The organism is Streptomyces sp. NPDC007991 (assembly GCF_042958445.1).
Classification (GTDB): Bacteria; Actinomycetota; Actinomycetes; order Streptomycetales; family Streptomycetaceae; genus Streptomyces.
Map to the genome: position 1 here is coordinate 77,226 of NZ_JBIBJD010000005.1, position 18,053 is coordinate 95,278.

The window sequence follows — 18,053 nt, forward strand, 5'->3', positions numbered from 1 at the left end:
CGGTGCGCGGACGCCTCATCCTCGCATGTCGCGGGACCGACGGCGCCACCGACCGCTCGCCGCGCGTAGGTCACCTGTCGCTCTCCGCAGGGTCACGGATCGGGGAGATTCCGTGACAGCAGGTGTGCGACGCCGCGGAAGTGGAGATCCTGTGCCCGCACGGACAGAGCCGACGGCGTGTCACGGGGGAAGTGCGAACCAGTGGAACCTGCGCAGGAACAGGCCTCGACCGGCGGGCCGGACCAGCCCGCCCGGCGGCCCGGTGAGACCGGGACCGCCCTGGAACTCCTGGTCCACGGTGTGGGCGGCACCACGCCGCAGGAGATGCTCGACGATCCGCGCACGGTGCGGATCACCGGCGACGGCATCGCGGCCGTCTTCCGGCGCGCCGACGACGTCGACGCCGAGACCAGCCCGGACGACCGCCGCCGCGACGGACCGGTGCCCGAGGCCTACGTCTGGTGCAACCTCACCTCCGGCAACGGCACCCGCGCCCTGTGGCTGTTGCTGCTGCCGTTCATGGTCGTCAACCTCGCCCACTGGATGCGCCCCCACGCCCGTGGACGCCGCCGCACCGTGCGCCTGTACGGGCTCCTGGTGCGGCTCGCCGGGCTCACCCTGACGGTGCTGCTCGTCGCGGCGGCCTGCGAGGTCGCCCTCGACCTGGCGGCCTGGCAGTGCGCGGGCACGCGCGCCTGCGCCGACCGGCACTCCTGGCTGGGTTTCCTCTCGCCCACCGTCTCGGACGGCGGCTGGTGGAGCAGCCCCGGCCGCAGGCTCGCCCTGGCCTCCTTCGTCCCGACCGCCCTGACCGGTCTGCTGTGGTACCTGTCCCGGCGCACCTGGAGCGACTACGAGTCCCAGCAGCCACCGGCCCGCGACCGCGAGCCCGACGAGGACGGCGACGGCCCGACCGCGCTCGGCCGGCCCGGCTTCTGGTACGGACGCCGGCTGGTGGCCCGGCTGCGCGCCGCGCACACCGCCGCCGGACTGCTCACGGTCGCCGCCGCGGTCGCCAGCGCCGCCGCCCGCCACGACCGCGAGCCCGGCGGCCCAGCCACGCTGAGCACCCTGGGCCTGCTCCTGGAGGCCGCCCTGGCGGCCTGCGCCGTCGCCGTGGTCTGGGTGGTGTGCCGCCGGGGCCGCAGCGAGAGACGCCTCGACCGGGAACTCGACGAGCGCTTCGTACGACGCCTGCCGCTCGCCGCCCTCGTCCTGCTCGCCCTCGCCCTGCTGTACGCGGGCTGGGAACGCCCCGGCTGGGAGTCGGCCGGCCGGCTGCCGGGCGACGCCACCTTCGGCGGTCTCGCCCTGGCCCAGGGCCTGCTCGTGATCGTCCTCGCCGGCGTCGCTCACGCACTGCACCGCACCGACCCCGACCGGCGGGCCGTCCTGCGGGGCCTCGGCGGACCGGCCGTGGCGATGCTGGCCTGCGCCCTGGGCGGCGTGATGTCCGGCGGCGTGTCGCAGCGCGTGTCCGACTGGCTGGACGGCACCGGCACGTCGATCGACGGCCCGCCGGTCCTGCTGACCTGGCAGGCGTCCGTGATCCCGCCCCTGATCGTGGTGCTGCTGGTGCTCTTCGGCTGGCTGGCCCACCGCGCCTGGCAACTCGCCCGCGCCGAACGCGAGGCGGTGGCCCGCGACTACCCGGACGAGGCCCAGGACCGGGCCCGCACCCGCCGTATCGCCTACATCCGCGCGATGGCCTCCCTCACCGACCGGGGACCCCGCGTCATCGCCGTCACCTCCGGTGTCACCCTGCTGCTCGGCGCCGCGGCCCTCGTGGGCGCCCTGGCCACCGACGAGACGCCGGGCGAGGCGGCGCAGGGCACCTACCCCGTCCTGCACGGCGCCGCCGAGACCGCCGAGGCCCTCGGCTCCTGGCTGATCGGCCTCGGCTTCATACTGTTCGTCACCTGGGGCAGGCGCGCCTACAAGGACGCCGCGGCCCGCCGCACCATCGGCATCCTGTGGGACGTCGGCACTTTCTGGCCGCGCGCCGCCCACCCCTTCGCCCCGCCCTGCTACGCCGAGCGCGCGGTGCCCGACCTGACCTGGCGGATCGCGACCTGGACCCGCGTCACCGGCGGACGGCTGGTCATCTCCGGGCACTCGCAGGGCAGCGTCCTCGCCGCCGCGGCAGCCTGGCAACTCGCGCCGTCCACCCGCAGACGCGTCGCGCTGCTGACGTACGGCTCCCCGCTGGAGCGGCTCTACGGCCGCTGGTTCCCGGCGCACTTCGGCCCCGCCGCGCTCAGCTCCCTGCACCGGGAGGTGGACTGCTGGCGCAACCTGTACCGGCTCACCGACCCCATCGGCGGCCCGGTGCGCCTGCCCGGCGACCACGACCGCGGCGTCGACCACGTGCCGCTGATGGACCCGCTCTCCTACGGCCGCACCGACCTGCACCCGCTGCCGGCGCCGATCCTCGGCCACTCCGACTACCAGGCGGACCCGGCGTTCGCCGAGGAGCGCCGCAAGCTGCTGGCCCGGCTGCGGCCCGGACTGCCGGCACCCCGCCACACCGCCGAGCAGCCCTGCCCGGACCCGGAGGCCGGGCCGGGGGCGCAGGCCGGTCCTCAGAGCAGCTCGGGAAGGTCCTCGGCGTAGAGCAGGGTCAGGTCGTCCGTGCTCGGCTCGGGGAGCTGGGCGACCCGGCTCGCGTGCCGCTCCACCATCGCCTCGAAGGTCTGCCGGGCGGTACGGCCGTTGCCGAACGCCGGGCCCTTCGGGATCTTCGCGAAGTACGTCCGCAGGGCCTGCGCGGCGCCCTCGGCCAGCCGGTACTCGTGCTCCTCGGCCTGCTGCTCCACGATCCGCAGCAGGTCCTCGGGGCCGTAGTCGCTGAAGGTGATGGTCCGTGAGAAACGGGACGCCACCCCTGGGTTGACCGACAGGAAGCGCTCCATCTCCGCCGTGTAGCCCGCGACGATCACCACGACCGCGTCCCGGTGGTCCTCCATCAGCTTCACCAGCGTGTCGATGGCCTCCTTGCCGAAGTCGCGGCCCGCGTCCTCGGGGGAGAGCGCGTACGCCTCGTCGATGAACAGCACACCGCCACGCGCCTTCTCGAAGGCCTCCTGCGTGCGGATCGCCGTCGAGCCGATGTGCTCGCCCACGAGATCGACCCGGGACACCTCGACCAGGTGGCCCTTCTCCAGTACACCGAGCGACGCGAGGATCTCGCCGTACAGCCGGGCGACCGTCGTCTTGCCCGTGCCGGGGGAGCCGGTGAAGACCAGGTGCCGCTTGACCGACGCCGCCTTCAGGCCCGCCTGCTGCCGGCGCCGGCCCACCTCGATCATGTCGGTGAGGGCGCGCACCTCGCGCTTGACGCTCTCCAGGCCGACCAGCGCGTCCAGTTCACCCAGGACGTCCTTGGAGTTGCGGGCGGGCTGCCCGGGCTCCGCGACCGGAGCCGGGGCCGGGGGCTCCGGTTCGGCGCGCTGCCCAGGGACCGCGCCCAGCAGGCCGGGGGAGTGGCTCACCGTCTGCACGGCCGTCTCCCGCGCCGCCGGTGCCCGCAGCCCCGCGCTCTCGTCGCTGGTGCAGTCCTCGACCAGGGGACCCGCCCCGGACGCCGATTCCGCGCCACTGTCCGCGAACTCGTAACCACCGCGCGCGCACCGCTCCGTGCGGCACTTCCGCAGGCTCGTACGGCTGCCGTCGATCACATGGAAGCCGTAGCCGCCGCTGCCCGTCACCCGGCAGTGGTGGAAGCTGCCGCGGCCGCCGGCCGAGACGTACACCCCCGCCTCGGCGGGTGAGTCGATCGTGCAGCGCTCCACCGTGGGGTCGGCGCCCTTGGTGACGATCACGCCGGTCTGGGTGCCGTCCAGCGTGCAGTTGCTGAGGGTGCCGCCGCTGCCGTGGTCGCGGAACCAGGCGCCCGTCGCCGCGTCCCGGATCCGGCAGTCGTCGAGCTGCGCGGTGGCGCCGTCGCTCACCGACACGGCCGTGTTGCGCACCTGCGACAGGTCGCTGTCGACGACGTCCGCGCGCGAGCCGCGGTCGAGGACGAACAGGGCGTCCGGCACGTCGTGCACCCGGCACGAGTCGAGCACCGCCGTGGCGCCGTCGCTCACCCACACCGCCGGGTAGTCGCCCGTGCTGTCGAAGATCTCGCACTGGTTGGCGTCCACGCGCGTGCCCGGGTCCCACACCGACAGGCCGTTGCGCCCGAACTGCCGCACCGTGGTGCGGGTCAGCGTGAGGACGGAGCGGGAGCGCAGGTCGACCGCGTTCTCCGGGATGTCGTGGATACGGCAGTCGGCGAGCGTCAGCACCGCGTCCGTGTCGAGCGTGACACCGTCGGCCGTCGTGCGGTGCACATCGCAGTCGGTGAGGTGCGCGGTGGCCCGGCCGGTGATCTGCACACCGCTGCCCCGGACCTCGTAGACCTCGCAGCCCACCGCCTCCAGCGCCGAGTTCTCCCCGGTCGCCGACAGGCCCGAGCCCGAGGTGTGGTGCACCCGGCAGCGCTCCAGACGGGGATGGGCGCCACCGCGCACCGCCACGCCCGCCTGGCCCGCCGCGACGATCTCGCACTCCTCGAACACCCCGCCCGCTCCGTCGACCACGGCGATGCCGATGCCCGCCGGATTGTCGACCGCGCAGCGCCGGACCGTGGGCCGGGCACTGCCGCGCACCTCGATCCCGGCCGCCGACCGCGTGACCACCCGTACGTTGCTCAGCTCCGGCGTGCCCTCCTCCACCAGCACCGCGGGGGCCGCCGCGTCCTGGCCCTCCACGTGCAGGTCCTGGACCACCGCCGAGGCGCGCACGGTCAGCGGCACGCCGTCCACGGGCGCGATCCGCACCGAGCCGGGGGAGCCCTCGGGGCCGCGCAGGGTCACCGCGCGCTGCACGACGAGGTTCTCCCGGTAGGTGCCGGGGGCGACCGTGAGGACGTCTCCGTCGGCCGCGGCCTCCAGGGCAGCGGCGAGCGATGCGTACTCACCCGTGCGGCGCCGCCACCGCGACGTGCCGGTGTGCGTCACCTGGACCGTGCCCTGTGCCATGGTGTAGCTGTGCCCCCACCTCGGTCGTACTGATGGCTCGTTCGCCTTCGGGGCGCCGCCGCCGGTGTCGGGGCCGCGACCGTGCCGGGCCCCTGGGGCCTGCGCGCACGCGGCGTCGAGACCGGCGCGCCCCTCCTGCTCGCTCGCGCGCGGGTTGTGCCGAACGGTTCGGCCGGACCACCGTAGCGTGCGCGCGGGTGGTGGGTTGACCAGAGCCGGAAGGCCGTCAGCTGCCGGTGCCCGTCCTGCCCCAGTCCGGGCCCGCCTTGTCCCATGCCTGGTCCCAACGGGCGTACCGGCGACGGACCATGCGCCAGACGATCAGCCGTCTGCCGCCCTCTATGAGACCGCCGGCCGCCAGGGCGGCGCCGAAGCCGGCGAGGACCGCGTGCGTCGACGCCGTCGCGGAGTCGAGGGGCCGGGCCACCATCCGGCCGTGCCGGTCGGTCCATATCCGGAACTCGTCGCCGTGCCGCGGGTCCTTGAGGCTCGACAGCACCGAACCGTGATGCGCGGTGCCGTCCGGTGCCGTCCAGTCGGCGAGGACGCGGGTGCGCAGATCCCGGCCCGTGGACGTCTCCGGGTCGGCGTCCAGCGGGGAGCGGTCGAGTGTGCGGACCACTGTGGCCGTCACCGGATGCCGCGCCTGGTGCTGCTCGCGGACGGAGCGCTGAAGGGCCTCCTGGGCGGCGCCCCCGACGAGGGAACCGGCCAGCGGGGCGGTCAGCAGGATCAGCACCAGGGCCGCCAGCGCCACCCAGGCCTCGGCCAGATCGGTGGCGCGGCACAGCGGGTTGCGCCGCCAGCGCCAGAGTCCGCTGATCGCTCGCACTGCCCGCACCCCCTTCCCGCTCCTGGATAACCCCCGGCGGAGCCGTCCCGCGCGCCAACCCGGCGAAGAGAGAGGGAAATCACCTCTCACCGGCGGCTCTCATGAACTTCTCACACAAGGCCAACGCCCGGGCGAACGGGGCGGTTCCCACCCGGGCGCAGACCTCGGGCCTGGCCCTGTTCGAGGATCCTGACCGGGTCCCCGACCCGGATCGTGCCCTGGGACAGGGGCACCAGGTTCTGCCCGAAGACCAGCTTGCCGCCGAGCCGCCGGTGCCGCCCCAGGCTGTGCAGGGGCTCGCGGCCGCGCTCGCCGGTGCCCTGGTCGGTGGTGGTCACCACGCACCGGCCGCAGGGCTTGGCGACGCGGAAGGACACATCCCCGATGGCGAGACGCGTCCAGTCGTCCTCGGCCCAGGCCTCGGTGCCCGCCACGACCACGCTCGGCCGGAAACGGTTCATGGGCAGCGGGCCCTCGTCCGCGTGGTCACCCCGCGCGATCAGGGAGTTGAGGGCGGCGAGGGAGGCCGTGGTGGTGAGCAGCAGCGGAAAGCCGTCGGCGAAGGAGACGGTCTCGCCGGGACGCGCGTACTCCGGGTCGACGGGCCGGCGCGTGGCCGGGTCGTCCATGTACGCGAGGCGCACGCCGATGCCGAGACAGGCGCTCCACCAGGCGTGCGCGGCCTCGTCCTCGGCGGGGACCGCGTCGGCCTTGTCGCGGAAGAGCTCCACCGGCACCGTGCCCGACGACCGGGGGACGGGCACGGTCAGGGGCTCCATGCCGGGTGCGGACAGCCGGACGCCGCCGTCCGGCAGAAGCTCGGCGGCGGCCAGTGCGAGGCGCGGCAGCCCGCGCTGCGTGACGACCTTGCCCCCGTCGTCGATCAGCACCCAGCGCCGGTCTCCGGCCAGCCCCCAGGGCTCCACGACGGCCTCCCGGGGCGCGAGGCCCCGGACCGCCTTGACCGGATGGACGTGGATCGAGTGCAGATGTGCGTTCCCCATGGGGCCATCGTGTCAGCCGGCACCGACAGCCCCCGGGCAGGCGGCTCAGTAACCGCGGTACTGCTGGTTGTTGTACGGGTCCTGATAGGGCGCCTGCGCGGGCCGGGGAGCCGCGGGGCGCATCGCCTCGTAGCCCGCGCCGGGTGCCGCCGGGCGCGGCTGCTGCGGCTGGGGGCCGGGGTAGCCGCGCGGTGCGGTGGCCTGCTGCGGGATGTACGCCGCGGGCGCCTGCTGGAGCGGGGCCGGTTGCTGTGCCTGCGGATAGCCGTAGGCGGGCTGGGACGGGGCAGCCGGAAGAGCGGGCAGCGCCGAGGGGAGGGCGGGCAGGTTGCCGCCGGGCGTGTCGTACTGCGCGGGGACCCGGATCGGGGCGATCTGCGGGGTGCCCCGCTCGGCGACGAGCTTGTCGTAGATCGGGGTGTCCGGGAAGGAGGCGGAGTAGTAGCCGCCGCCATAGGTGGAGCGGGGGGAGGTCATGGCACATAAGTTAAGCCCACGATGTGCTGGTTGGGGAGACCGATAAGAGGGTTGTTTTCCGTGTCCCCAGTGACCGGGTATCCCCAATGCGAGCGAACTCGGCAAAAAGGGGCGCCGGATAGGGTTCTGATCGCGTAAAGGCCGAGTTCCGGGCGGGTTGCCAGGGGTTGGCCGCCGGTCTTCCGGTGGCGGTGCATGGGAGTTCGCCGCGGGGAGGAATAGGTTGTGCGGACGGAACTCGTCGGACGGCCGGGGTGGGCCCGGTGCGGTGACACGCAATGGGGGCGGACATGAACATGTTGAAAGGTTCAAATACTCCGGTGCCGACCTCGGTGCTGCGCGTGGAATTGGGCTGGCGGGCCGGCCCGGGGGTGCCCGACGCCGACGCCTCCGCTTTGCTGCTGGTCAGCGGAAAGGTCCGCTCGGACGCGGATTTCGTCTTCTACAACCAGCCCGCGCACGCCTCCGGCGCGATCCGGCACGAGGGCAAGCGGACCGCCGACGGCCGGGTGACCGACACGCTCCTCGTCGACCTCACGCGCGTGGAGCCCGCGATCGAGACGATCGTGCTCGCCGCCTCCGCCGACGGCGGCGCCTTCGGGCAGGTCCCGGGGCTGTACATCGAGGTCCGGGACACCACGCGGGCAACGCCGGTCGCCCGCTTCGACAACCCGGGCGCCACCACCGAAACCGCTTTCGTGCTCGGCGAGTTCTACCGCCGCCAGGGCGCCTGGAAGTTCCGAGCCGTCGGCCAGGGCTACAGCAGCGGACTCGAAGGACTGGCCACGGACTACGGCATCACGGTGGACGAACCACAGCAGGCGGCCCCGGCACCGGTTCCGGCACCGGCTCCGATCCCGGCCGTGGCTCCCGTGCCGCCCGTGGCCGGGCCCTCGGCGTACCCGAGGCCGGTGGCCCCGCCCCCGCCGGCCACGCCCCCGGCGGCACCGCCCGAGCCCGTCCGCCTCACCAAGGTGACGCTCACCAAGGCGGCCCCCTCCGTGTCGCTCACCAAGCAGGGCGGCACCTCCGGCGCTCTGCACGTGAACCTCAACTGGCAGGTGCACAAGCAGTTCTCGGGGTGGAGCAGCAAGTTCGGCCGCCCGGCCGCGATGCACTCCGACCTCGACCTCGACCTGTGCGCGCTGTACGAACTCACCGACGGCAGCAAGGGCGTCGTACAGGCCCTCGGCAACGCCTTCGGGGCCCTGCACCAGCCCCCGTACATCCACCTCGACGGCGACGACCGCACCGGCGCCGTGTCGACCGGTGAGAACCTCACCGTCAATCTCGACCACAAGAACGCCTTCCGGCGCATCCTCGTCTTCGTCACCATCTACGAAGGCGCCCGCTCGTTCGCCGACCTGAACGCCACCGTCACCCTCCAGCCGCAGCACGGCGCCCCCGTCGAGTTCTTCCTCGACGAGTGCACCGTCCCCTCGCCCGTGTGCGCGCTCGCCCTGATCACCAACACGGGCGCCGACCTCGTCGTGCAACGCGAGGCGCGCTACCTCGTGCCCGAGCGCGGGGTGAGCCCGCAGCGGACCGTCGACTACGCCTACGGGTGGGGCATGAACTGGACCCCCGGCAGGAAGTGACTCCTCCCGGCGGCCGCGGGCGTGGGCGTCATCCCTCCTCGGGCACGGCGTCCGGGCGGGCGTAGGTGCGGCCCTTCCAGGCGGCGCCGCGCCCCTGGTAGTGCCGCACCGCCGAGTCGACCGTCATGAGGAGGTAGAGGAACGCCGTGAACGGCAGCAGGGGAGCGAGCCACGGCGGCTGCCGGTAGTAGCGGAGCATCGGCACGTACGTCCCCGTCATCACGAGCCAGGCCGACGCTCCCGCGACCGCTGCCGCCGCGTTCCCCGTCGCCAGGCCGGCCACGAGCGCCACGGGCGGCACCAGATACACCAGCGCCAGCCCGGCGACCGTCCCGGCCAGCAGCAGGGGGTTGTGCCGCAGCTGGGCGTACGCGCTGCGCGACACCATCCGCCACAGATCGCCCAGCCGCGGATACGGCCGGACACTGTCCACCCGGTCGGCCAGCCCCAGCCAGACACGGCCGCCGCCGCCCTTCACCGCACGTGCCAGGGCCACGTCGTCGATCACGGCGTGCCGGATCGTGTCCGGGATCCGCGCCCGTTCGGCGGCCTGTGCCCGCAGCAGGACGCAGCCGCCGGCCGCGGCCGCCGTCCGGGTCCCCTTCCCGCCGATCCGGCGGAAGGGGTAGAGCTGCGCGAAGAAGTAGACGAAGGCCGGCACGACGAGCCGCTCCCACATGCTCTCCACCCGCAGCCGGGCCATCTGCGAGACGACGTCGAACCCACCCGCGTCGGCCGCCGCCACCAGTTCCCGCAGGCTGTCCGGCGCGTGCGCGATGTCGGCGTCCGTCAGCAGCAGGTACTCGGGGTCACGCGCGCGTGCCAAACCGATGCCGTGGCGCACCGCCCACAGCTTGCCGGTCCAGCCGGCGGGCGGCTCGCCGGGCGAGCCCACCGTCAGCGGCAGTCCGCCGTGCCGGCGCGCCAGTTCACGCGCCAGGTCACCGGTGCCGTCCGAACTGCCGTCGTCGACGAGGAAGATCTCCGCACGCCCCGGATAGTCCTGCCCGAGCAGCGACGGCAGCGCGGCGGGCAGCACCGCCGCCTCGTCGCGGGCCGGGACGACGACGCACACGGACGGCCACACGTCCGGTTCCCGGCGTGGTGGCAGGCGCACGTCCGTGCGCCAGAAGAAGCCCTGACAGAGCAGCAGCCACAGCCAGGCGAGAAGTGATCCGGCGGCAGTCCACACAACGGCGCTCACGCGCGCAGTCTGCCCCACCGGAACGGTCCGGCACCGCTCATCGTCTATCGTGATCGGGTGAAGATCGCGCTCATGGACTCCGGAATCGGTCTGCTGGCGGCCACCGCCGCGGTTCGGCGGCTGCGCCCCGACGCCGATCTCGTACTCTCCCTGGACCCCGACGGCATGCCGTGGGGCCCGAGGACCCCGGAAGACCTGACCGAGCGCGCCCTGGCCGTCGCCGAGGCGGCCGCCGCGCGCCGCCCCGACGCCCTGATCGTCGGCTGCAACACCGCGACCGTGCACGCGCTCACCGCCCTGCGCGCCCGCCTCGAACCGGGTCTTCCGGTCATCGGCACCGTCCCGGCGATCAAGCCGGCCGCGGCCGGCGGCGGACACCTCGCCATCTGGGCCACCCCGGCCACCACCGGCAGCACGTACCAGCGGAACCTGATCAGGGACTTCGCCGGCGGCGTCCCCGTCACCGAGGTGCCCTGCTGGGGCCTCGCCGAGGCCGTCGAACGCGCGGACGAGGCGGCGATCGACGCGGCCGTGTCCGCGGCCGCCGCCCTGACCCCCGACGAGGTGACCACCGTCGTCCTGGGCTGCACCCACTACGAACTGGTCGCCGAGCGCATCCGGGCCGCCGTCCAGCGCCCCGGCCGGCCGCCCCTCGTGCTGCACGGCTCCGCGGGCGCCGTGGCCGCGCAGGCCCTGCGCCGACTGCGCGAGCAGCCCGCGCCGGGAGCCACGCCGCACGGCACCCTGACCGTCCTGCTGAGCGGACGCGAGGGCACGCTGCCCGCACCCGCCCTGGCCTACGCCGAAGGGCGGCTGCTGCAGGCGGTCACGCCGGCCCGCTGACCGCCGCCCGGCCGGCGCAGTAACGCTCCGCCACGAAGTACCAGCGGAGCGAAACCTGAGTAACCTCATAGGCATGAGGGACCACCGCCACGGCGAGAAAGCTCCCCACGCGCACACCGATGTCTGGACCGGCCGCGCCACCAACCGCGTCCAGTGGCTGCTGGCGCTCGTCGGCGCCGCCTGCATGGCACTGGGCATCGAACTGGCCGTCGACTCGGCGTGGACGTCCGGCATCGTCCCCCTGGTCATGGCCGTGGTCGGCTGCATCGCCGCCGGGCTGCTGGTCCTGTTCGGAACGCTCGCCTTCGTGCACGTCGCCCTGCGGGTCGACCAGGAGAACCTCGAGGTGCGCTGCGGCCACATCGGACTGCCCCGCCGCCGCATCCCGCTCTCCCAGGTGGTGGGGGCCACGTACATCTCGCATGTCACTCCCCGTCACTGGGGTGGCTGGGGCTATCGATGGCGGCCGGAGATGGGCACCGCGGTGGTCGTACGACAGGGTGAGGGCGTCGTGCTGGAGCTGGGGGACGGACACACCTTCACGGTCACCGTGGACGACGCGGAGGCGGCCGTGCAGGTGATCAAGGCGCGGCTGGGGCGGACCAAGCCGGGCGCCCCCGCGCACTGAGCGGACGTCCGGTCACCACGCCGGGGTCCGTCCGGCACCCCGGGGACGTGTGTCCGGCGTGGGGCTCGAGGGTTCCTCGGCCAGAGGCCGGGCCGTGGCCATGCCCGCCAGCAGGCCCGCACCGACCGACACCGCGGTGAAGCTGAGCGCGTTGCCGATCGCGGCGATGACCGCGAGCGCCGTCAGGGCCGCGCCCGCGGTGAGCGCCACCGGGGTCGGGCGCGGGCTGCGCCACAGCGCGAACAGCACCCAGCCGAACGCCGCCGCCAGCAGGACCACACCCACGATCCCCTGTTCGGCCGCCTGCTGAAGGGGCGCCGAGTGGGGCTTGCCGTCGGACAGCAGTGACTGCGCGGACGTCCGGCTCAGCTCCCCGAAGCGCCCCGGGCCGGCGCCCAGGGCGGTGTCGTCGCGCAGCAGCAGCCATGCGTCCTGCCAGAGCCGCACGCGGTGCGGTGTCAGCCGCTCTTCGAGGGCGGCCGCCAGCCCGCCCGGTACGGCCCGCGCCGCGACCGCCCACGTCAGGCCGGTCACCAAGGCGACGACCGTGCCCAGGACGGCGAGGCCCGCGCCGCGGTGACGGGTGCGGCCGGCGGCCAGCGAACACAACAGGACCGCGGCGCAGGCGACGCATCCGGTGGCGGAGCCGAGCGTGGCCGCCAGCACCGCGGCCCCGGCGGCGGCCAGCCGCAGCGCGAACCGCACGGCCGGATCGCGCGCGGCCCAGGCCGCGCAGCACGCGGCCCCGGCCGACAGCGTCAGTACGGCAGCCGTCGCCCCGGCATGACCCAGAGGTGTGGTGATCTGCGGGCCCGGCGCGAGGTGCGGCACCGCCACGGTCAGCCCGATACCGGCCAGAGCCCCGGCGCAGGGCGCGCCGACCGGCAGCAACGCCCCGCCGATCCGCCCGGCGGCGTACCCGGCCGCCACGGCCAGCACCGCGAGCAGCACACCCTCCGGGCGGCCGTCGTGCATCGCCGCCGTGACCAGGGACCATCCGGCGCAGGCCCCCAGCACCACGACGCCGGCCGCGTCCACGACGATTCGTCTCTCACCGTCCGCGTCCTGCCCGGACGCGGATGTCAGCCCACTGGAACCCACCCCGCCCCGCCCCCCGCGCCACATCGCCCCCGACCTGTGAAGACCCCGGACGCACGGGCCGCCGACGGCGGCACGACCGAGGCTTCGGCACACCGTAGCCGCTGGTGGCCGGTTTGTGGATGTGTCGTGACGAAATGAGCAGGAACGTTGCGGCAGCCGCGCGGCGAGGCGGTGACGCCGCCGCCTCGCGGACCGCGCTGTCGGCGTCAAGGTCACTCGCCTTACACTCCGGGAGTGACCGTCACCGCAACCTCCGTCGGCGAGTCGGACCAGCTGGAGCCGCGGACCGCGCCAGGAGCGCGGCCCTGGGCCCGGCGTCTGACGCGTCCCCTCCCGGCCGCCGCAGCCGCGCTCGCCGGCCTGCTCCTCTACGTCAGCTTCCCGCCCCGCACCCTGTGGTGGCTGGCCCTGCCGGCCTTCGCGGTCTTCGGCTGGGTGCTGCGCGGCCGTGGCTGGAAGGCGGGGCTCGGCCTCGGCTACCTGTTCGGGCTCGGCTTCCTGCTGCCGCTGCTGGTGTGGACCGGAGTGGAGGTCGGGCCGCTCCCCTGGGTCGCCCTGGCGGCGATCGAGGCGATCTTCGTCGCGCTGGTCGGCGCGGGCGTCGCCGTCGTGTCGCGGCTGCCGGGGTGGCCGGTGTGGGCGGCCGCCTTGTGGATCGCCGGCGAGGCGGCACGCGCACGCGTGCCGTTCGACGGCTTCCCCTGGGGGAAGATCGCGTTCGGGCAGGCGGACGGTGTCTTCCTGCCGCTCGTCGCGGTGGGCGGCACACCGTTGCTCGGTTTCGCGTTGGTGGTGTGCGGCTTCGGACTGTACGAAGTCGTCCGCCTCGCGGTGGAGACCCGCCGGACCGGGACGGTGCGCCGGGCGGCGGCGGCCGTGGGGCTGCTGAGCCTGGCCGTCCCGGTCGTGGCGGCCGTGGCGGCGCGCCCGCTGGTCAGCGACAAGGCCGAGGACGGCAGCGTGACCGTCGCGGCGATCCAGGGCAACGTGCCCCGGGCGGGGCTGGAGTTCAACGCCCAGCGGCGGGCCGTGCTCGACAACCACGCGCGAGAGACGGAACGCCTGGCCGCACAGGTCAAGGCCGGCAAGGTCGCACGGCCCGACTTCGTGCTGTGGCCGGAGAACTCCTCCGACGTCGATCCGTTCGCCAACCCCGACGCCCGTGCCGTGATCGACGCAGCGGCCAAGGCCATCGGCGTGCCGATCTCGGTCGGCGGCGTCGTGGAGCGGGACGGCAAGCTGTACAACGAGCTGATCCTGTGGGATCCGGTGAAGGGCCCCGTCGACACCTACGACAAGCGGCAGATCCAGCCGTTCGGCGAGTACCTCCCGCTGCGCCGGCTCGTCGGGGCGATCAACAAGAACTGGACGGAGATGGCCCGCCAGGACTTCAGCCGCGGCACCAAGCCGGGCGTGTTCACCATGGACGGCGCCAAGGTCGGTCTCGTCACCTGCTACGAGGCCGCCTTCGACTGGACCGTGCGCTCCGAGGTGACCGACGGAGCCCAGATGATCTCCGTGCCGAGCAACAACGCCACGTTCGACCGCAGCGAGATGACCTACCAGCAGCTCGCCATGTCCCGGGTCCGCGCGGTGGAGCACAGCCGGACCGTGGTGGTGCCGGTGACGAGCGGCGTCAGCGCGATCATCATGCCCGACGGGAGGATCACGCAGAAGACCGGCATGTTCGTCGCCGACTCGCTGGTGCAGAAGGTGCCGCTGCGCTCCTCGCAGACGCCCGCCACACAGCTCGGAGTCCTGCCGGAGATCGCCCTCGTGCTGGTCGCGGCCGGCGGGCTGGGCTGGGCCGTAGGCGCCGGTCTGCGCGGGCGACGCGCCGGTGACGTGTAGCCGAACGCCGGTCGCACGGCTCCTGGAACCCGGCGGGGCGCCCGCAACCCGCCCATTAGGGTCGGGCCATGGCTACTCCCGACTTCATCCACACCCTCCGCGCCTCGGCCGGTCACCAGCTGCTCTGGCTCCCCGGAGTCACCGCCCTCGTCTTCGACGACGAGGGCAGAGTGCTGCTCAACCGCCGGGCCGACACCCACAAGTGGTCGGTGATCGGCGGCATCCCGGACCCGGGGGAGCAGCCCGCGGCCTGCGCCGTGCGGGAGGTCTACGAGGAGACGGCCGTGCACTGTGTCGCCGAAGGGGTGGTCCTCGTCCAGGCCCTGGAACCCGTCACCTACGGCAACGGCGACATCTGCCAGTTCATGGACATCACCATCCGCTGCCGGGCCGTCGGCGGCCAGGCACGGGTCAACGACGACGAGTCGCTGGACGTGGCCTGGTTCGACATCGACGCCCTGCCCGCGCTGAACGAGTTCGGGCTGTTCCGGATCAAGCAGGCCCTGTCGGACGCCCCCACATGGTTCCACCCCACTGCATCCGGCTGAACTGTAGGGCGTGACCATATGGGGCGCGGCCATTGCGCTGCCTAGGGTCGAGGCATGACCGCGCCCCATGTCCTTCCGGCTCCCCACGCCTGCCCGCTCTACCTCGCCGGCCGCACCGCGCTCGTCACCGGCGCCGCCGGCGGCATCGGCCGCGCCTGCGCGCTGCGGCTCGCGGCCGCCGGGGCGAAGGTCAGAGCGGTCGACCGGGACGCCGCGGGGCTGGAGGCGCTCGCCGGACAGGGACGTGACCTCGCGGGCACCGTGGAACCGCACGTCCTCGACCTCACCGACCTGGACGCCGCCGAACTCGCCGCCGCGGGCACCGACGTCCTCGTCAACAACGCCGGGCTCCAGCTCGTGCGCCCCATCGAGGAGTTCCCGCCCGACGTCTTCCACACGGTGCTCACCGTGATGCTGGAGGCGCCCTTCCGGCTCATCCGCGGCGCCCTGCCCCATATGTACGGACAGGGCTGGGGCCGCATCGTGAATGTGTCGTCCGTCCACGGGCTGCGCGCCTCGGCCTACAAGTCGGCCTATGTGGCCGCCAAGCACGGGCTGGAGGGACTCTCCAAGACCACCGCCCTCGAAGGCGCGCCTCACGGTGTCACCTCGAACTGTGTGAACCCCGCCTATGTGCGCACCCCCCTGGTCGAGCAACAGCTCACCGACCAGGCCCGGGCGCACGGCATCCCCGAGGAGCGCGTCCTGTCCGAGGTGCTGCTCCAGGACAGTGCCGTCAAGCGGCTCATCGAACCGGAGGAGGTCGCCGAGGCCGTGGCGTATCTGTGCGGTCCGCAGGCGTCCTTCGTGACCGGTACCTCACTCGTGCTCGACGGCGGCTGGACCGCCCACTGAGCCTCTGGCCTCGTCGGCCCGGAGTTATCCACAGGGCTGACGGGACGGGACGGTCATGGTGAATCCTGTGGGCATGTCCAGCGACCACGTGCAGTCAGCCGAGCGCTCCGCCGGCTCCGCCGGCTTCGCCGAACAGCCACCGGCAGGTGCGGAGACGCCGTATCTCGAGCTCCTGGCCCGCGGCGCGTCCGCCGACGCCTACGAGCAGCCGGTGCTGCTCGCGCGCGCCGAAGGGCGCCCGGCGGAGTGGATCGCCGCACTCCAGCGGGCCAAGCCGCTCGCCCTGCGGGTGCGCTCGGAGCTGGAGGGACGGCGCCGCCGCGAGGCCGAGCTGTCCGCCCTGTTCGAGACCGCCCACGACCTCGCCGGGCTGCGTGACCTGGACGCCCTGCTCCGGGCGATCGTGCAGCGCGCCCGGTCCCTGCTGGGCACCGACGTCGCCTACCTCAGCCTGAACGACCCGGCGAGGGGCGACACCTACATGCGGGTCACCGAGGGCTCGGTGGCGGCCCGGTTCCAGCAGCTGCGGCTCGGCATGGGGGAGGGCCTCGGCGGCCTCGTCGCACAGACCGCACGTCCCTATGTCACCGACGACTACTTCAAGGACGACCGTTTCCAGCACACCCGCACCATCGACGCCGGCGTGCGGGACGAGGGGCTCGTGGCCATCCTCGGCGTGCCGCTCACGCTCGGACACCACGTCATCGGCGTGCTGTTCGCCGCGGACCGCCGCGCCCGGGTCTTCGAGCGGGAGCAGATCGCCCTGCTCGGCTCCTTCGCCGCCCTCGCCGCGGCCGCCATCGACACCGCCAACCTGCTCGCCGAGACCCGGTCGGCCCTCGCCGGTCTGGAACGGGCCAACGAGATCATCCAGGACCGCAGCGGCGTCATCGAACGCGCCTCCGACGTGCACGACCGGCTCGCCGAGCTCGTCCTGCGCGGCGGCGGGGTCCACGACGTGGCCGCCGCGGTCTCCGAAGTCCTCGACGGCACGGTCGAGTTCACCGAGGCCGCCGCGACACCGGGCGAGGCCCTGGAGACGTCCCGCGCGGAGGGCCACGCCGTGCGGCACGAGGACGACTGGATCGCCGCCGTCGCCGCCGGCGGAGAACTGCTCGGCGCGCTCGTGCTGCGCGGCCACCCGGGGCTCGACCCCGTCGACCAGCGCACCCTGGAGCGCGCCGCCATGGTCACCTCCCTGCTGCTCCTGGCCCGCCGGTCCGCCGCCGAGGCGGAACAACGCGTCCACGGCGAGCTCCTGGACGACCTGCTCGACGCCCGCGACCGCGACCCGCGCCTGCTGCGAGAGCGCGCGGCCCGCCTGCACGCCGACCTCGACGCGGTCCATGTCGTGCTGGCCGCGCGGCGGGAAGGCGACGCGCCCGATGCCGGCGAGGAGGCGGACGCCCGCAGACGCCTCGCCGCCGCCGCGTCCCACCTCGCCGCGACCCGGCAGGGCCTGGCCGCCGCACGCGACGGCGGCACCGTCCTGCTGCTGCCCCTCGGCCCGGGCGACACCGCCACCGACTTGGCCCGCCGTGCCGCCCGGCATCTGGGCACAGCGGTCCAGGCACCGGTCACCGTCGGAGCCTCCGCACCCGCGCAGGACCTCGCCACCCGCCCCGACTCCGTGGCCACGGCCTACGCCGAGGCCCGGCGCTGCCTGGACGCCCTGCGGCTCCTCGGCCGCTCCGGGGACGGGGCCGCCGCCGAGGACTTCGGCTTCGTCGGGCTGCTCCTGGCCGGCGACCGGGACATCCCCGGCTTCGTCGACCGCACCATCGGCCAGGTCGTCGCCTACGACCGACGACGCGGCACGGATCTGCTGCGCACCCTCGACGCGTACTTCGCCTGCGGGATGAGCCCGGCCCGCACCAAGGACGAACTGCACGTCCATGTGAACACGGTCGCCCAGCGCCTGGAGCGCGTCGGCCGCCTCCTCGGCGACGACTGGCAGAGCCCGGCCCGCGCCCTGGAGATCCAACTCGCCCTGAGACTGCACCGGTTGTCGGCGCCGGCACGGATCTGACCCCCGTGTGCGGGCCTCCCAACGGCGGGGAGGGACGCACGGGGGCCGGTGCCGGAGCG

The 18,053-nt window shown here is 74.0% G+C and carries 14 protein-coding genes; 8 read left to right on the forward strand and 6 right to left on the reverse strand.

The genetic code is table 11. From position 1 onward, the window contains the following. Positions 1 to 201: 201 nt before the first annotated feature. On the forward strand, positions 202 to 2,613 hold the full coding sequence (locus ACFZDA_RS14990) for a hypothetical protein (RefSeq protein ID WP_391080364.1): 2,412 nt from the start codon (positions 202 to 204) through the stop codon (positions 2,611 to 2,613). On the opposite strand, the gene ACFZDA_RS14995 is transcribed toward ACFZDA_RS14990, so the two are convergent. From ACFZDA_RS14995 to ACFZDA_RS15010, 4 genes are all read right to left on the reverse strand, one after another. Then, positions 2,583 to 5,024 carry a right-handed parallel beta-helix repeat-containing protein gene (locus ACFZDA_RS14995; RefSeq protein WP_391080367.1) on the reverse strand — a complete coding sequence of 814 codons (2,442 nt, stop codon included), beginning with the start codon at positions 5,022 to 5,024 and terminating at the stop codon, positions 2,583 to 2,585. The genes ACFZDA_RS14990 and ACFZDA_RS14995 overlap by 31 nt on opposite strands. Before the next feature lie 226 nt (positions 5,025 to 5,250). Beyond that, a complete protein-coding gene (locus ACFZDA_RS15000; RefSeq protein WP_391081696.1) occupies positions 5,251 to 5,856 on the reverse strand; it encodes a hypothetical protein in 606 nt (201 codons plus the stop codon). A gap of 110 nt (positions 5,857 to 5,966) precedes the next feature. After that, positions 5,967 to 6,860: an MOSC N-terminal beta barrel domain-containing protein gene (locus ACFZDA_RS15005; protein WP_391080370.1), complete on the reverse strand. Its 894-nt coding sequence runs from the start codon at positions 6,858 to 6,860 to the stop codon at positions 5,967 to 5,969. 45 nt (positions 6,861 to 6,905) lie between these two features. Beyond that, positions 6,906 to 7,337 (reverse strand): DUF6643 family protein, encoded by a 432-nt coding sequence (locus ACFZDA_RS15010; protein ID WP_059423876.1) that lies wholly within the window; start codon positions 7,335 to 7,337, stop codon positions 6,906 to 6,908. Between the two features lie 296 nt (positions 7,338 to 7,633). Between ACFZDA_RS15010 and ACFZDA_RS15015 the strand changes: the two genes are divergently transcribed. Next, positions 7,634 to 8,935, forward strand: a complete 1,302-nt coding sequence (locus tag ACFZDA_RS15015) for a TerD family protein (RefSeq protein ID WP_391081697.1) — start codon at positions 7,634 to 7,636, stop codon at positions 8,933 to 8,935. Between the two features lie 28 nt (positions 8,936 to 8,963). Here ACFZDA_RS15015 and ACFZDA_RS15020 read toward each other — a convergent pair whose 3' ends face one another. Next, a complete protein-coding gene (locus ACFZDA_RS15020) occupies positions 8,964 to 10,157 on the reverse strand; it encodes a glycosyltransferase (RefSeq protein ID WP_391080373.1) in 1,194 nt (397 codons plus the stop codon). A gap of 39 nt (positions 10,158 to 10,196) precedes the next feature. On the opposite strand from ACFZDA_RS15020, the gene ACFZDA_RS15025 reads away from it, so the two are divergent. Both ACFZDA_RS15025 and ACFZDA_RS15030 read left to right on the forward strand, forming a co-directional pair. After that, positions 10,197 to 10,982 carry an aspartate/glutamate racemase family protein gene (locus ACFZDA_RS15025; RefSeq protein WP_391080375.1) on the forward strand — a complete coding sequence of 262 codons (786 nt, stop codon included), beginning with the start codon at positions 10,197 to 10,199 and terminating at the stop codon, positions 10,980 to 10,982. Positions 10,983 to 11,055: 73 nt separating this feature from the next. Then, positions 11,056 to 11,610, forward strand: coding sequence for a hypothetical protein (locus ACFZDA_RS15030; protein ID WP_391080378.1), 555 nt, complete (start codon positions 11,056 to 11,058; stop codon positions 11,608 to 11,610). Positions 11,611 to 11,622: 12 nt separating this feature from the next. Here the strand turns inward: ACFZDA_RS15030 and ACFZDA_RS15035 are convergent, their stop codons facing one another. Beyond that, positions 11,623 to 12,648, reverse strand: coding sequence for an O-antigen ligase family protein (locus tag ACFZDA_RS15035; RefSeq protein WP_391080381.1), 1,026 nt, complete (start codon positions 12,646 to 12,648; stop codon positions 11,623 to 11,625). A gap of 297 nt (positions 12,649 to 12,945) precedes the next feature. Here ACFZDA_RS15035 and lnt point away from each other — a divergent pair, with 297 nt between their 5' ends. From lnt to ACFZDA_RS15055, 4 genes are all read left to right on the forward strand, one after another. Then, positions 12,946 to 14,562: an apolipoprotein N-acyltransferase gene (gene lnt / locus ACFZDA_RS15040; RefSeq protein ID WP_391080384.1), complete on the forward strand. Its 1,617-nt coding sequence runs from the start codon at positions 12,946 to 12,948 to the stop codon at positions 14,560 to 14,562. A 68-nt stretch (positions 14,563 to 14,630) separates the two neighbouring features. Continuing rightward, positions 14,631 to 15,110 (forward strand): NUDIX domain-containing protein, encoded by a 480-nt coding sequence (locus tag ACFZDA_RS15045; protein ID WP_391080386.1) that lies wholly within the window; start codon positions 14,631 to 14,633, stop codon positions 15,108 to 15,110. A 54-nt stretch (positions 15,111 to 15,164) separates the two neighbouring features. After that, complete coding sequence (locus ACFZDA_RS15050) at positions 15,165 to 15,965, forward strand: 3-hydroxybutyrate dehydrogenase (protein ID WP_391080389.1); 801 nt, start codon at positions 15,165 to 15,167, stop codon at positions 15,963 to 15,965. Positions 15,966 to 16,038: 73 nt separating this feature from the next. Continuing rightward, positions 16,039 to 17,994 carry a GAF domain-containing protein gene (locus tag ACFZDA_RS15055; protein ID WP_391080392.1) on the forward strand — a complete coding sequence of 652 codons (1,956 nt, stop codon included), beginning with the start codon at positions 16,039 to 16,041 and terminating at the stop codon, positions 17,992 to 17,994. Positions 17,995 to 18,053: the final 59 nt, after the last annotated feature.

Bases quoted from the DNA above. Each gene is read 5' to 3' on its own strand.
- ACFZDA_RS15030 (WP_391080378.1), top strand. From the start codon at position 11,056: ATGAGGGACCACCGCCACGGCGAGAAAGCTCCCCACGCGCACACCGAT.
- ACFZDA_RS15015 (WP_391081697.1), top strand. From the start codon at position 7,634: ATGTTGAAAGGTTCAAATACTCCGGTGCCGACCTCGGTGCTGCGCGTG.
- ACFZDA_RS15045 (WP_391080386.1), top strand. From the start codon at position 14,631: ATGGCTACTCCCGACTTCATCCACACCCTCCGCGCCTCGGCCGGTCAC.
- ACFZDA_RS15010 (WP_059423876.1), bottom strand. From the start codon at position 7,337: ATGACCTCCCCCCGCTCCACCTATGGCGGCGGCTACTACTCCGCCTCC.
- ACFZDA_RS15005 (WP_391080370.1), bottom strand. From the start codon at position 6,860: ATGGGGAACGCACATCTGCACTCGATCCACGTCCATCCGGTCAAGGCG.
- ACFZDA_RS15055 (WP_391080392.1), top strand. From the start codon at position 16,039: ATGTCCAGCGACCACGTGCAGTCAGCCGAGCGCTCCGCCGGCTCCGCC.
- ACFZDA_RS15050 (WP_391080389.1), top strand. From the start codon at position 15,165: ATGACCGCGCCCCATGTCCTTCCGGCTCCCCACGCCTGCCCGCTCTAC.
- ACFZDA_RS14995 (WP_391080367.1), bottom strand. From the start codon at position 5,024: ATGGCACAGGGCACGGTCCAGGTGACGCACACCGGCACGTCGCGGTGG.